A 13,990-nucleotide genomic window follows, 5' to 3' on the forward strand; every position below is an offset into this window, starting at 1 on the left:
TGTGAAGCCGACCAAAATTTAAAATATCATCAATCGAAGCAGTGCGATATGTCTAGATTAAAAAGTTCCGAAAGACGACTGAAGCTGATATTAATGCTGCAGGAATCAAAGAAAAAACTCACAGTGAATGATCTTGCCGAAACTTTTGGAGTAAGCCGCAGAACAATATTCAGAGATTTTAATTTTTTATCGGACATCAATGTGCCCGTTACCTGGGATGAGTACAGCGGTTATGGAGTCATTGAAGGATATAAAATACCTCCACTGATGTTCAACTCAAGAGAGCTTGCGACAATTATGGTGGGTTTGAATTTTGTGAAGTCGCAAATTGATAAAAATCTTGTAGATGACGCCAAAGGTGTGGAATTAAAGATAAAAAACGTTTTACCTGATGATTTAAAAGAATTTATGAAATCCCTGGATAACCGAACGGTTGTTGATCCTTTTCTTCACTTTGGTGCCGAAAAAAAGGAGGGAGGAAATTGGTACTTGGTGAGCAGCGCTATATCTCAATCTAAAAGTATTGAGTTTACCTATCACAGTAAAAAAGATGGGAGTGTGACCGGAAGAAAAATCGATCCATATCTTTTAGTTTTCTATCGAGATCATTGGAATGTAATCGGGTATTCACACAAAAGAGAGGCTATTCGTAATTTTGTACTCGATAGAATGGAAAACGTGAAAATTTTAGACCAAAATTTTAAACTGGAGAAAGAAATTGACGTAGAGGGGTTAATTTTTAATTCTAACGAGTCTGGCGAAAAAATCAGGGTAGTACTCGATAAATCCGCAGAACGCCCGTTTAAAGCCAATCTGCCAACAAAAATATTTAAGGAAACCGGCGTTGATTCTAAAAAAATTAAGGTGGAGTTTAATTTTGAAAATCTTGACTATATCAACGAATGGTTGCTTCAATTTGGAGATAAGGTAGAAGTGCAGAGTCCGAAAGAGTTAATTCAAAAGAGAAAAGCTTTGCTGAAAACTATGTTGAAAAATTTATAACTGAAAAGTCGGAACTTGATGAAAATAAAAAAGGCTCCATGAAAAGGAGCCTTTTTTAATATCTATATGCTGTGTAAAATTTATTCGACTGAAGGTGCGTCTTCCTCTGAAGTTTCCTCCTCATTGACTACGCGTGTTACAGCAGCAATTTTGCCGTCTTCATCAAGTCGCATAATTCGCACGCCCTGAGTATTTCGGCCCATGGTTCGGATTCCTTTACACTGCATTCGAATAATTTTTCCACGCTCGGTAATCACCATCAGGTCATCTTTGTCTGACACTTCTTTGAGTGCAATAAGATCCCCGGTTTTCGGAGTCACCTTCAATGTAATGACACCTTTTCCGCCACGGCTTTGCTCCCTGTAATCATCAACAAGAGAACGTTTTCCGTAACCATTTTCTGAGATGGCCAGGACAGTTGCTTCATGTGTATTTTTGATAACAACCATATCAACCAGTTCATCACCTTTGTTGAGGTTCATTCCACGAACACCGGAAGTGTTTCGACCCATCTCGCGTGCTTCTTCCTCGTGGAAACGAATCGCGCGTCCTGACTTGTTGGCCAGAATAATATTACTTTCCCCATCAGTCAGAGCTGCTTCGAGCAGGCTGTCATCATCTTTAATGTTGATAGCGATAATTCCGTCTCGGCGTGGTCGGCTATAAGCTTCTAAAGAGGTTTTCTTAACCTGACCCTGTTTTGTTGACATTATAATAGAGTGAGATTTGATGTACTCCTCATCATCCAATGTCTTAACAGGAACAAACGTTTTTATGCTGTCATCTTTTTCAATATCAATCAGGTTCACAATTGCACGTCCCCGGGCAAGTCTGGATCCTTCAGGAATTTCGTAAACCTTCAACCAGTAACAGTTACCCTTTTCTGTGAAGAACAGGATATAGTTATGGTTTGTGGCAACAAACAGATGTTCTACATATTCATCATCCTTGGTAGTTGTGCCCTTCATTCCCTTTCCACCGCGTCGTTGTCGGCGATAACCGCTAACCGGCATACGTTTAATGAAACCCTTATTGGAAATGGTAACAACCACATCCTCATCGGCAATCATATCCTCAATATTGAAATCATCGGCAGAGTATACAATCTGGGTTCGTCTTTCATCTCCGTAACGACCTTTCAATTCGAGCAGCTCTTTTTTGATGATTTCATTTTGTTCATCACGATTAGAAAGAATTTCTCTGTAATCGGATATCTGAGATGCAATATCCCGATACTCAGTATCGATTTTGTCTCTTTCAAGTCCGGTTAGTTTCTGAAGGCGCATATCCAGAATAGCTTTTGCCTGAATGTCGGTCAGTGCAAACTTGCGGCGTAACTCCTCATTAGCTTCCTGGGGATTCTTAGATGCTCGAATTGTCTTAATTACTTCATCAAGATTATCGAGAGCAATTTTAAGACCTTCCAGAATGTGCGCGCGAGCTTCGGCCTGATCTAAATCATAAATCGTACGTCGTATAATTACTTCAACACGATGCTCAATGAACCTAGTTATTAACTCTTTGAGCGACATAACCTTAGGCCGCCCTTTAACAAGTGCAAGATTAATCACACCAAAAGTTTGCTGCATCTGCGTGTACTTGTAAAGCTGGTTAAGTACAACTCCTGCATTAGCACTACGCTTAAGAATAATTACGATTCTCATTCCTTCGCGATCAGATTCATCACGGATTTCAGAGATTTCTGTAATCTTTTCATCACCAACAAGCTGGGCAACTTTTTGAATCAGAGTTGCTTTATTAACCTGATAAGGAATTTCAGTTACTACGATCTGTTCCCTGGAATTCCTGAGCTCTTCTACATTTGCACGGGCACGCATTGTTATTTTTCCGCGACCGGTAGAATAGGCTTCCTTGACACCTTCATAGCCATAGATAATACCGCCGGTTGGAAAGTCAGGAGCTGTGATATGCTTCATCAGCTCTTCTGTTTCAATATCGGGATTATCAATTACAGCAACTGTTCCATCAATAACTTCAGTTATATTATGAGGAGCCATGTTGGTGGCCATACCAACTGCGATACCGGATGCACCATTTAACAGAAGGTTGGGCAACATTGCCGGCAGTACAGTAGGTTCGGTGAGTGTATCATCAAAATTGGTTTGATAATCCACGGTCTCTTTGTTGATGTCTGCCAGAAGTTCTTCAGCAATCCGCTGCATTCGAACCTCAGTGTAACGCATCGCTGCGGCAGAATCACCATCAATTGAACCAAAATTGCCCTGTCCGTTAACGAGCGGATACCGAAGAGAAAACTCCTGTACCATTCGCACAATAGAATCATAAACTGCGGAATCACCGTGTGGATGATACTTACCAAGAACTTCACCTACTATACGTGCACTCTTTTTAAAATTTCGATTATGCAGCATACCAAGATCACTCATACCGTAAAGGATCCGCCGGTGAACAGGTTTTAATCCGTCCCTAACGTCAGGTAATGCACGAGATACAATCACGGACATCGAATAATCGATGTAGGATGATTGCATTTCATCTTCAATTGAAATAGGTATAATTTTTTCTGTAGCCATGAATCAGTTTTATCAGATGAATATTTTCTTAGATATCGAGTTGAGCGTATTTGGAATTTCTTTCAATGAATTCCCGGCGAGGTTCAACATCGCCACCCATTAATGTGGAGAACATTTTATCAGCTGCGGCAGCATTTTCTACCGTTACCTGTTGCAGGGTACGAGTTTCGGGATCCATTGTGGTTTCCCAAAGCTGCTCGGGGTTCATCTCACCAAGACCTTTATATCGCGAAACGTCAAATTTTTTCTTCGACTTTTTCAATTCGCGAATGAGTTTATCCCGCGTTTCATCATCCCAAGCGTAATCGATTTGACCACGTGTAGATGTGATTCTATAAAGAGGTGGTGTGGCAATATATACAAAACCATTTTCGATAAGCGGGTGCATATATCTGTAGAAGAAGGTCAGTAAAAGTGTTCGAATGTGAGAGCCATCAACATCGGCATCTGTCATGATGATAATTTTGTGATACCGCAGTTTATCGAGTTCAAACTCCTCTTCATGCCCAACACCGGTGCCCAAAGCGGTGATCATCGCCTGTATCTCTTTGTTTTCTAGTATCTTATTAATTTTGGCTTTCTCAACATTCAAGATTTTACCTCTTAATGGGAGAATTGCCTGAAAACTTCGGTTACGGCCCATTTTAGCAGATCCACCCGCAGAGTCACCCTCAACCAGGTAAACTTCACTGTGTGCCGGATCTTTAATAGAACAGTCTGCAAGTTTTCCGGGCAGGCCACCGCCGCTCATCACACTTTTCCGCTGAATAAGCTGACGAGCCTTACGGGCAGCTTCACGTGCTTCAGCTGCTACAATTACTTTGTTAAGAATCTTTTTGGCAGTTTTGGGATTTTGCTCCAAATAGTCATTGAGTTTTTCATAAACAATGACTTCAACGGCACTTTGAACCTCGGAGTTACCCAATTTTGTTTTGGTCTGCCCTTCAAATTGAGGTTCTGCAACCTTAACACTCAAAACACAGGTCATGCCCTCGCGGAAATCTTCGCCGGAGACCTGAATTTTACTGTTTGATTTGATGATGTTGTTTTTATCGGCATAATTTTTAAAACAGCGGGTCAGTGCTCTTCTAAAACCTGAAATGTGAGTTCCACCTTCGCGCGTGTTAATATTGTTAACGTAGGAGTGCACATTTTCGGAGTAACCATCATTATACTGAATGGCAAGTTCTACCGGAACATTTTCGACTTCACCGGAAATGTACATCGGCTCATTCATCAAAGACTCGCGGGACTCATCCAGGTATTGAACGAAATCTTTAACACCGCCGGCAAAGTGAAACTCAACATGATGAGAATCACTGTCCTCTTCCTCACGTTCGTCAATAATTTCAACGGTGATTTCCGGATTCAGAAATGCGAGTTCACGCATCCGGTCAGCGATAATATCAAATTTAAACTCGGTGGTTTGAGTAAAAATTTCCGCATCGGGCTTAAACTTTATAATTGTACCGGTTTCGTCTGTTTTTCCAGCTTCCTGAAGTGGTTTGGTAGTAAAACCACGCTCAAATTCCATGATGTATATTTTACCGTCTCGATGGATTTCTGCATTGAAAGTACTGGAAAGAGCATTCACACAACTGACACCTACACCGTGAAGTCCACCTGATACTTTGTAGGAGTCTTTATCAAACTTACCACCGGCATGAAGTTTTGTGAGTACAACTTCAACAGCCGGCATATTTAATTTAGAATGCATATCTACGGGAATACCGCGACCGTTGTCAGAAATAGTAATGGAGCCATCTTCATGAATAAAGACCTTAATATGGTCGCAATATCCGGCGAGTGCTTCATCAATAGAGTTGTCAACGACTTCGTTGATCAGGTGATGAAGGCCGCGCTGACCGGTGTCGCCAATATACATAGATGGGCGTTTTCGAACAGCTTCAAGTCCTTCTAAAACTTGAATATTCGAAGCTTTATAGTCAGATCCTTTCTTTTTTGCCATAAATGGGGTGTGAGTGTGGTTAAAAATAGCCTCTTAGACGTTGGAAAATAGCGCAAGATCGCGCAAAATCAAAAAAAGGTATGGTTTAAATATCTAAAATATTTATCCGGCTCAGGAGGGCTTATACGGGGTGATTCCGGGAATGAAAAACAGAGGATATTTCAGACTTAAAATAATATGATAATTTATATGTAAAAAAGGATTGAATTTAAAACCTAAACACCTTAATTTTGGTGTCTATCGAAAAACCAGCTAATACAAAGAATCATGGCACGCAAGGACGATATTACAGGACAAAAGCCGCTGAACGGTTATCGCTCATCAAAAGCGAATAACAAAACAAAGCACAGATTTCATTTAAATTTGAAGAAGCGGCGCTTTTATATCCCTGAAGAGGATCGGTGGGTTACTTTGAAAGTTACTGCTAAAACCCTCCGTACAATTAACAAGAAAGGGATTTCTGCAGTTTTGAAAGAGGCCAGAAAAAAAGGAACACTTTTAAAAGAGGTATAAACAATGGCGAAAGGTAATCGCATACAGGTTATTCTGGAATGTACAGAGAAGCCCGGAAGTTCGCGGTATGTAACGACTAAAAATCGTCGGAACACCACAGACCGTCTTGAGCTGAAAAAGTACAATCCGGTTCTCAGAAAGCATACGATTCATAAAGAAATTAAATAATTCATAACCATGGCGAAGAAACAAGCATTTGGTGAAGAAGCTCAAGCGCTGAAACAAGCTCAGCGTAAAATGGCGAAGGTTATCATCTCTACCAAGAACGCAAGAGGTAAATATGCGTTCAGAGAGACTATGATGGACCAGGATAGCGTAAGTGATTTTCTGAAAAAGAATAAGTCATAAATCACTTTTATCGATTTTGTAAGAAAGGTTGCATCCCACAAGGATGGAACCTTTTTTTTTGCTTACATTTGGTTGTATCTACTAATCTATTCTAAACCTTTACGTATGAGTATTAAAGAAAAGATTTTGAATGATCTTAAAGCTGCAATGAAAGCCAAGGAAGCTGATAGGCTTCGTGTACTTCGTTCACTAAAGGCTAAAATTTTAGAGAAAGAGATTAGTGAACGGAAAGGTGGTGAAGCAGAAATCACCGATGAACAGGCTGTCGAAGTGTTGATGAAAGCTGCTAAACAGCGAAAAGAGTCTATCGATCAATTTGAGAAAGGTGGCAGGACAGATCTGGTTGAAAAGGAAGAAGAAGAACTTAAGATCATCGAGTCTTACCTGCCCGAAATGATGGACGATGATGCCATAAGAGAGGCCGTCAAACAGCAAATTGACCAAATGGGCGCCAGCTCGATGGCCGATATGGGTCAGGTAATGGGTGTTATGATGTCGAAATTAAAAGGAAAAGCAGATGGTTCGGCTGTGAGTAGAATTGTAAAAGAGGAACTCTCCAAGTAAAAAGCGATGAACCTGCTCGACTTTTTTATTGTGATACCGATTGGATTCTTCGCGTATCGCGGTTTTATGAGCGGCGTTATTCATGAAGTGATGACAATAGTGGGAATTATTCTCGCAGTGTTTATAACTTTTGAATATATGCATGCCACATCTGTACTTTTTAATCCACTTTTCGATAATCCTGACCACTCAGTTGTGGCGGCCGGAATCGTTCTTTTCATAGCCACTGTAGCAGCAGTTCAGTTTATAGCTTACGCTATTCAAAAATTACTTAAAGTCATCAAAATCAATTTTATAAACCGATTAGCGGGATTGGCATTTGGTGCATTAAAGTCCGGAATTGTAGTCAGCGCTTTTTTACTGTTATTGGCAGGGTTTAACTTACCCGGTGAAGAATCACGAAATGAATCCATTTCTTATCCTTATGTGATATATCTTGCCCCCGCAGCTTTTAATGTAGTTGCTACTGTTTACCCCGGTGCAGAAAATTTTATTGACACGATTGAGCAATCGATCGAAGAGAATAATCCAATTAAATCATTACCCATATTTGAAGGTTTAAGTTTATGAGTTTTCCATCTGTAGAAGATCAACTATCCGTGATCAAAAGAGGTTCCGTAGAAATTGTACCTGAAAAAGAGTTAGTTGAAAAACTGAAAAAATCGAAGAAAGAGAATAAGCCACTGCGTATTAAACTGGGTTGCGACCCTACCCGGCCTGATCTTCACCTCGGCCATTCTGTAATATTGAGAAAACTTCGCCAGTTTCAGGATCTTGGTCATCACGTTATCCTTATTATTGGTGATTTTACAGCATTAATTGGAGATCCTACCGGACAGAATAAAACACGCCCGTCTCTAACAGCAGCTGAGATTAAAAAAAATGCACTGACTTATTTGGATCAAGCCGGAAAAATTCTGGACAATGAGAAGACTGAAATTGTATACAATTCCGAGTGGCTGGGAGAGATGAAGTTTGAGGATGTTATTCTTCTCAGTTCAAAAATGACGGTAGCCCGGATGATTGAACGGGATGATTTTTCTAAGCGCTACAATAACAATGAGACTATTTCCCTCCATGAGTTTCTCTATCCGCTGGCCCAGGGACAGGATTCGGTTCATTTGAAATCGGATGTGGAGCTGGGTGGAACTGATCAAAAGTTTAATCTTTTGGTGGGAAGAGATCTACAGAAAGATGCCGGGCAGGATCCGCAAATATGCCTGATGATGCCACTGTTGGTAGGCACAGACGGTTCTATGAAAATGAGTAAGTCTTACGATAATTATATCGGAATTGATGAGCCCGCCAATGACATGTACGGCAAAGCGTTATCGATACCTGATGAGTTAATTTACTCTTACTTCGAACTGGTTACAGATGTAAGCATAGAGGAGCTGAAATCATTAAAAGGCAGAATTGAGAAAGATCCAAGAAACACAAAGCACGATCTTGCGTTTACAATAACCCGGATGTATCACGGTGAAGAGGCTGCCAAAGGAGCGCGCAAGCACTTTGAAAAGACAGTCATCAACAAAGACATACCCGATGATGCTCCAGAATTTACATTTGAAACAGGATCAACACATCGTTTACTGGATATTATTTCTGATGCAAACCTTACCTCCAGCAATGGAGAAACTAAGCGAATGATGAAGCAGGGTGGAGTATCTTTGGATGAAGAAAAAATTCAGGATCCCAACTTTGAAATAACGTTTAATGACGGCGATGATATGGCGCTGAAGGTAGGTAAGCGAAAATTTGCTAAATTAAAGGCAATTTGATTTTTAATTACACAGTAAAATTGTATAACAATTTGCTGTGATTGAACCCGGTTACTAGCTATGGGAACACATTTTAAAGGATCTAAATCGGAAGTAAACACTCTGAATGCTTTTATCAAGCTGATGAGGGCGACCGATTCACTAACAAACCGGTTAAACCGCCATTTAGCAGAAGCAAATTTGACAGAAAGTCAATTCGGTACGCTTGAAGCGCTACACCACTTGGGCCCTTTGAATCAAAGATCTATTGGAGAAAAGATCCTGAAAAGTGGCGGTAACATCACAATGGTAGTGGATAATTTGGAAAAACAGGGCTATGTGAAACGCAAAAAAGATCCAAATGATCGCCGGGCAGTTTTGATTCACTTGACCAAAGACGGGAAAACATTTATCGAAGAATTTTTCCCCAAGCATCTGGAAAAAATTAAGGAAGAGTTTTCTGTTTTCACGGAAAATGAAAAAAAAGAGATTGCGCGGCTTTGCAAAAAGCTCGGTGTTAAAGAAGAGGATTAAAGCACCACATTTTGATCTGTAAGGAAATCCGCTTTCCTGTTTCTTACAGATATGAGTCGTTTAAGCAGATACCGGTTTCCTTTCGCATCGTACCCGGCAGTACGGGTTATGTTACTCATTATGCTGGGGATTGCCTGGGATTACTATTCAAATATCAATCTGTTCTTCTCAGCAGTTTTTTTCACATCTATACTTATACTCTGGGGTATAACAGAGTTTCTGCTTAGAAGATATAAGATTGTACTCTCATCCCGTCTTTCCATAATTCTTTATCTGATTCTGATCATATCCGCATCTTTTGTATGGATAAAGGTTGCCGATCATAATCGTCAAGTTCACATTGAAAAAACTAAGTTTTTAGAACTCTATGCCTGGGAAAATGTAGTTATTGAAGGACTAATAAAAGAGAAGGGATTTACTGCGGGTGGTAAAAGAGTGTATACCATTGACGTTATAAGCACGGTTTATGAATCAGAGTCATCGATTGCGGAAAACTACAGGATTAGACTCTATGATGATAAACCCGGCAGAGACTTACAGAACGGAACAGAATTAAAAGCTGAAATTCAACTGTATGCATTTCCGGAAATAAGAAATCCACACGACTTTGACTATGGAGGTTGGCTGCACGATCAAAACATTGTAGCCCACGGTGAACTGGTACAGCTTAATGGTAACAGTTATGAACAAAAACGAATCGGTTGGATAAAGATCCGAGAGTACGTTCAGAATAATATTGATAAACTCTTCAGCGCAGATTTAGCACCCATGGCTAAAGCCCTTTTCCTGGGGTATAAAGCAGAGATATCGGATGATACCAAACAGCATTTTTCACGGTCCGGTTTGTCTCATATCATGGCAGTTTCCGGACTACATGTGGGTTTTATAGTAGCTCCATTTTGGTTCATTATTCCTTTTCTATGGACAAGGAAATGGGGAAAATGGCTGGGTCTGTTACTGCTAACTTTTTTGCTTTTAGGTTATGCGGGTTTAACCGGTTTTAGTGCTTCTGTTTCCAGGGCATCCCTTATGGCGTGGCTGATAACCTATGGAAAATTGTTCAGTAAAGTTCGAAACTCTATCAACCTGACCGCGGGTGCTGCCATCATTCTGTTAATCATTGATCCACATCAACTATTTGATGTTGGTTTTCAATTATCGTTTAGTGCTGTATTTACAATATTGCTACTGATGCCGGAAGCACAAAGATTAATTCCCATTCGGTATCGATTTGGCAAAACAGGAGCATTGGCAACACTCGTTCTAATTTCTGTTGTAGTGCAGGGAGGGCTCTTTCCGGTTCTTACCTACTATTTTGGCGAGTTTTCAATTGCAGGTCCCGTTGCAAATGCATTTGTAATCCCATTAATGACAGTAGCAGTTCCGGTAGGTCTATTTTTTTCTGTTTTACCGCAAATCTTTTATCCCTTTACAACCTATGCCGTATTTCCTGTAGAGTGGAGTTTGGGTTGGGTGGAAGGAGTTGCGGAGTATATAGGGAGCAGTGATTTGAGTTACTTCTCGTTTACTAACGATTCAGGTCTTCTCTTTTTGTTGTGGCTGATTTTGATACTGCTTCTTGCTTCAAGCCGAATTCCTGAAATGAAATGGAAGTTATTAATCTGTGTGCTGTTTGTTTTGAATCTTTTTATGCTTGAACAAACATTTAAAAAATCTGGCGACCCTGTTCTCAGGATAACCTTTCTGGATGTAGGACAGGGTGATGCAATTCATATTCAAACGCCGTCTCAAAAGCATATTTTGGTGGATGCCGGAAGGTGGTCTCCGGGTTATGATAGCGGCTCAAGGGTTATTAATCCGTATTTGAAACACGTTGGCATTGATGAAATTGATGCAGTGATACTTTCACATCCGCATGCAGATCATATAGGAGGAATTGTGACGATCATTGAGAACTTCAAAGTTCAGAAAATCTATCAGAGCAGTTATGCGTACGACAGCCAGCTGTATCAGAACTTTTTAGGTAAGACAGATGAACTGGATCTGCCCATCAAAAATATCTACGCCGGTGATCAAATTGAGTTAGAAGAGAATATAAGGATTTACGTTTTGGGCCCGATGATGAGAAGCAGTAATCCATCAAACCCAAATAATTCATCTGTTGCAGTAAAAGTAGTTTACGGTGACCAATCCATTCTTTTAACAGGTGATGCAGAATCGCAGCAGGAATCGAAAATGGTGAATATATATGGAGACTTTCTGAAATCTAATCTATATAAAATGGGTCATCACGGCAGCAGGACAAGTTCAACCGAAACGTTACTGGAAATTGTGGAGCCCGAAATTTCAGTGGCTTCACTTGCATTTAGAAACAGGTTTCGTCATCCAAACCGTGATGCAGTTTCGCGTGTGAGTAAATTCACGCAAGAGAATTACTTTACCAGCCTGCAGGGAGCTGTTGTATTTGAATCAGATGGCAAATCGATCATAAAGGTTGATTGGAAATAACACTGAAAAAGAAGTTTGAACGTGGTGGTTTGAAGGTGTAATTTCTTTAAGTAAAAAAATAAATGAACGAGTATTTATGTCTAAAAAGGAACGACTGAGTTTCGAAGAGGCTTTAAAACAGTTGGAAGCTATCGTCGAAAAGCTCAACGATAAGGATATTTCACTGGAAAAATCTGTAGCCTTGTATGAAGAAGGGCAAAAGCTTTCCAAAATTTGTTCTGAAACATTAGAAAGCGCAGCTTTGAAGATTGAAAAAATTGATCAGTCAAAGAGCGCATCAGAGAATGACTAATTTCTTTTATGGACACATACAAGCCTGTTCCCGGTCCTCTTTTAGCAAAAATATCATCTCCCCATGATCTGAAAAAACTGTCTGCCGAACAGCTGCAGGACGTTTGCGATGAGCTCAGAGAATATATCATCGATTCTGTTTCAGTTTATGGAGGACACTTTGGTGCCAGCTTGGGAGTTGTTGAACTGACAGTGGCTTTGCACTATATCTATAATACACCCAGAGATAAAATTGTATGGGATGTGGGGCATCAGGCTTATGGCCATAAAATATTAACCGGGCGTCGTGAACAGTTTCACACGAACAGGAAGTATAATGGTCTTTCCGGTTTTCCCAAGCGATCTGAAAGTGAGTATGATGCATTTGGAGTTGGCCATTCAAGCACATCCATATCTGCGGCATTGGGAATGGCGGTGGCGAGTGATTTAAATCATGCCGACAAAAAAGTGGTTGCCGTAATAGGGGATGGCGCCATGACGGGCGGAATGGCTTTTGAAGCTCTGAATAATGCCGGAGCTCAAAATTCTGATATTCTGGTGATTTTGAACGACAACAATATGTCAATCGATCCTAACGTAGGTGCCCTGAAAGAGTATCTGGCAGATATTACGACCAGCAAGACGTTTAATAAAATGCGGGATGAAATTTATGACCTCTTGGGGCATTTTAAATCGGCCGGTGAGAAGATGCGAAAAGTGGCATCTAAATTGGAGAAGGCTGTAACGGCAGCAATAACACCGGGGGCACTTTTTCAGGCGCTGGGTTTTAAATATTATGGTCCTGTAGACGGCCACAACGTAGATGCATTGAGAAGGCATTTAGAAGATTTAATAACCGTGTCCGGTCCAAAATTACTTCATATTGTAACCGTAAAAGGGAAAGGCTTTGCACCGGCAGAGCGAGAGCAAACCAAATGGCACGCTCAAAGTGGTCCATTTGATAAGATAACCGGTAAAACACTTTCAAAACCTAAGCCAAAAGAGAACCTTCCTCAAAAATATCAGGATGTTTTTGGAGATGCCCTTGTCGAACTCGCAGAGGAAAATGAAGAAATTGTAGCGATTACGCCGGCAATGCCAAGTGGTTCCAGTTTGTGGCCGATGATGAATGCGTATCCGGACCGATCCTTTGATGTGGGAATTGCAGAACAGCATGCGGTAACTTTTGCAGCAGGACTTGCCACAGAAGGGAAAAAAGCGTTTGCCGCTCTTTACTCAACCTTTTTACAACGGGCATACGATCAGGTAATTCATGATGTGGCCATTCAAAAACTACCAGTTGTATTTTGCATAGACCGTGCCGGATTGGTTGGAGCGGATGGCCCAACACATCATGGTTTGTATGACATTTCATATTTACGGGCGATTCCCAATATGATTGTATCCTCGCCGATGAACGAGCAGGAACTCCGGGATATGATGTATACTGCTTCGAAATACAATGAAGCCGCATGGTCTATTCGATATCCTCGCGGAAGGGGAACCGGAATGGAAATCAGAAAGCAATTCCGGGATGTTGAGATTGGAAAAGGGCGAGTGATTGAAGAAGGAGATAGCATTGCACTTCTTAGTTTTGGGCCAATTGGTAAATATGTGGTTGAAGCATCCGAAAGATTGAAAGAAGATCAGATCTACATCGGGCATTTCGATATGCGGTACGCCAAACCATTAGACACCGAACTGATCGATTCGGTCCTTTCCGAGTATGATCACATTGTTACCATAGAAGATGGTACAAAGTTGGGAGGCTTTGGTTCTGCAGTGGCTGAATATGTTGCAGAAAAAGGCGTTGGGGTATCCGTTAAGATTTTGGGAGTGCCGGATCAGATTGTTGAACACGGTACACAAAGAGAGTTGCACGATGAAGTTGGAATCGGACCGGAGGGAATTGTTGCTGAAGTGAAAAATCTATTGGGAATTAAGGTTGCATGACCTGAAATTCTTATCTTTGATGTTGAAATTAAAACCTATCAGATAAAGAACAA

At 40.8% G+C, this 13,990-nt stretch carries 14 protein-coding genes; 11 read left to right on the top strand and 3 right to left on the bottom strand.

Features of this window, described 5'->3' with window-relative positions; genetic code table 11:
• Positions 1-48: 48 nt before the first annotated feature.
• The gene (locus CWD77_RS14925; protein ID WP_240596847.1) at positions 49-1,002 is read left to right on the top strand and encodes a helix-turn-helix transcriptional regulator; all 954 of its coding nucleotides are present in this window, start codon (positions 49-51) and stop codon (positions 1,000-1,002) included.
• An 80-nt stretch (positions 1,003-1,082) separates the two neighbouring features.
• Here the strand turns inward: CWD77_RS14925 and gyrA are convergent, their stop codons facing one another.
• On the bottom strand, positions 1,083-3,557 hold the full coding sequence (gene gyrA, locus CWD77_RS14930; RefSeq protein ID WP_101074388.1) for a DNA gyrase subunit A: 2,475 nt from the start codon (positions 3,555-3,557) through the stop codon (positions 1,083-1,085).
• 28 nt (positions 3,558-3,585) lie between these two features.
• On the bottom strand, positions 3,586-5,526 hold the full coding sequence (gene gyrB, locus CWD77_RS14935; RefSeq protein WP_101074389.1) for a DNA topoisomerase (ATP-hydrolyzing) subunit B: 1,941 nt from the start codon (positions 5,524-5,526) through the stop codon (positions 3,586-3,588).
• Positions 5,527-5,793: 267 nt separating this feature from the next.
• Here gyrB and rpmB point away from each other — a divergent pair, with 267 nt between their 5' ends.
• The 7 genes from rpmB (at position 5,794) to CWD77_RS14970 (ending at position 9,245) form a co-directional block, all read left to right on the top strand.
• Positions 5,794-6,039 (top strand): 50S ribosomal protein L28, encoded by a 246-nt coding sequence (gene rpmB, locus CWD77_RS14940; RefSeq protein ID WP_101074390.1) that lies wholly within the window; start codon positions 5,794-5,796, stop codon positions 6,037-6,039.
• A gap of 3 nt (positions 6,040-6,042) precedes the next feature.
• Positions 6,043-6,207: a 50S ribosomal protein L33 gene (gene rpmG, locus CWD77_RS14945; protein ID WP_101074391.1), complete on the top strand. Its 165-nt coding sequence runs from the start codon at positions 6,043-6,045 to the stop codon at positions 6,205-6,207.
• Between the two features lie 9 nt (positions 6,208-6,216).
• Positions 6,217-6,387: a DUF4295 family protein gene (locus CWD77_RS14950; protein WP_101074392.1), complete on the top strand. Its 171-nt coding sequence runs from the start codon at positions 6,217-6,219 to the stop codon at positions 6,385-6,387.
• A 105-nt stretch (positions 6,388-6,492) separates the two neighbouring features.
• Positions 6,493-6,951 carry a GatB/YqeY domain-containing protein gene (locus CWD77_RS14955; protein ID WP_101074393.1) on the top strand — a complete coding sequence of 153 codons (459 nt, stop codon included), beginning with the start codon at positions 6,493-6,495 and terminating at the stop codon, positions 6,949-6,951.
• 6 nt (positions 6,952-6,957) lie between these two features.
• Positions 6,958-7,521: a CvpA family protein gene (locus CWD77_RS14960; RefSeq protein WP_101074394.1), complete on the top strand. Its 564-nt coding sequence runs from the start codon at positions 6,958-6,960 to the stop codon at positions 7,519-7,521.
• Entirely contained in the window at positions 7,518-8,732 is a 1,215-nt protein-coding gene (tyrS, locus tag CWD77_RS14965; protein WP_101074395.1) for a tyrosine--tRNA ligase, read from the top strand. Before CWD77_RS14960 ends, tyrS begins: the two co-directional genes overlap by 4 nt.
• A gap of 60 nt (positions 8,733-8,792) precedes the next feature.
• Positions 8,793-9,245, top strand: a complete 453-nt coding sequence (locus tag CWD77_RS14970) for a MarR family winged helix-turn-helix transcriptional regulator (protein WP_101074396.1) — start codon at positions 8,793-8,795, stop codon at positions 9,243-9,245.
• Here the strand turns inward: CWD77_RS14970 and CWD77_RS15730 are convergent.
• The gene (locus CWD77_RS15730; RefSeq protein ID WP_276307527.1) at positions 9,242-9,364 is read right to left on the bottom strand and encodes a hypothetical protein; all 123 of its coding nucleotides are present in this window, start codon (positions 9,362-9,364) and stop codon (positions 9,242-9,244) included. The genes CWD77_RS14970 and CWD77_RS15730 overlap by 4 nt on opposite strands.
• Here CWD77_RS15730 and CWD77_RS14975 point away from each other — a divergent pair.
• The 3 genes from CWD77_RS14975 to dxs all read left to right on the top strand — a co-directional run bounded on the left by CWD77_RS14975 (position 9,354) and on the right by dxs (position 13,937).
• Positions 9,354-11,714 (top strand): DNA internalization-related competence protein ComEC/Rec2, encoded by a 2,361-nt coding sequence (locus CWD77_RS14975; protein ID WP_165779167.1) that lies wholly within the window; start codon positions 9,354-9,356, stop codon positions 11,712-11,714. The genes CWD77_RS15730 and CWD77_RS14975 overlap by 11 nt on opposite strands.
• Before the next feature lie 76 nt (positions 11,715-11,790).
• The gene (gene xseB / locus CWD77_RS14980; RefSeq protein WP_101074398.1) at positions 11,791-12,006 is read left to right on the top strand and encodes an exodeoxyribonuclease VII small subunit; all 216 of its coding nucleotides are present in this window, start codon (positions 11,791-11,793) and stop codon (positions 12,004-12,006) included.
• Between the two features lie 8 nt (positions 12,007-12,014).
• Positions 12,015-13,937 carry a 1-deoxy-D-xylulose-5-phosphate synthase gene (dxs, locus tag CWD77_RS14985; protein WP_101074399.1) on the top strand — a complete coding sequence of 641 codons (1,923 nt, stop codon included), beginning with the start codon at positions 12,015-12,017 and terminating at the stop codon, positions 13,935-13,937.
• Positions 13,938-13,990: the final 53 nt, after the last annotated feature.

Source organism: Rhodohalobacter barkolensis (assembly GCF_002834295.1).
GTDB classification, from domain to species: domain Bacteria; phylum Bacteroidota; class Rhodothermia; order Balneolales; family Balneolaceae; genus Rhodohalobacter; species Rhodohalobacter barkolensis.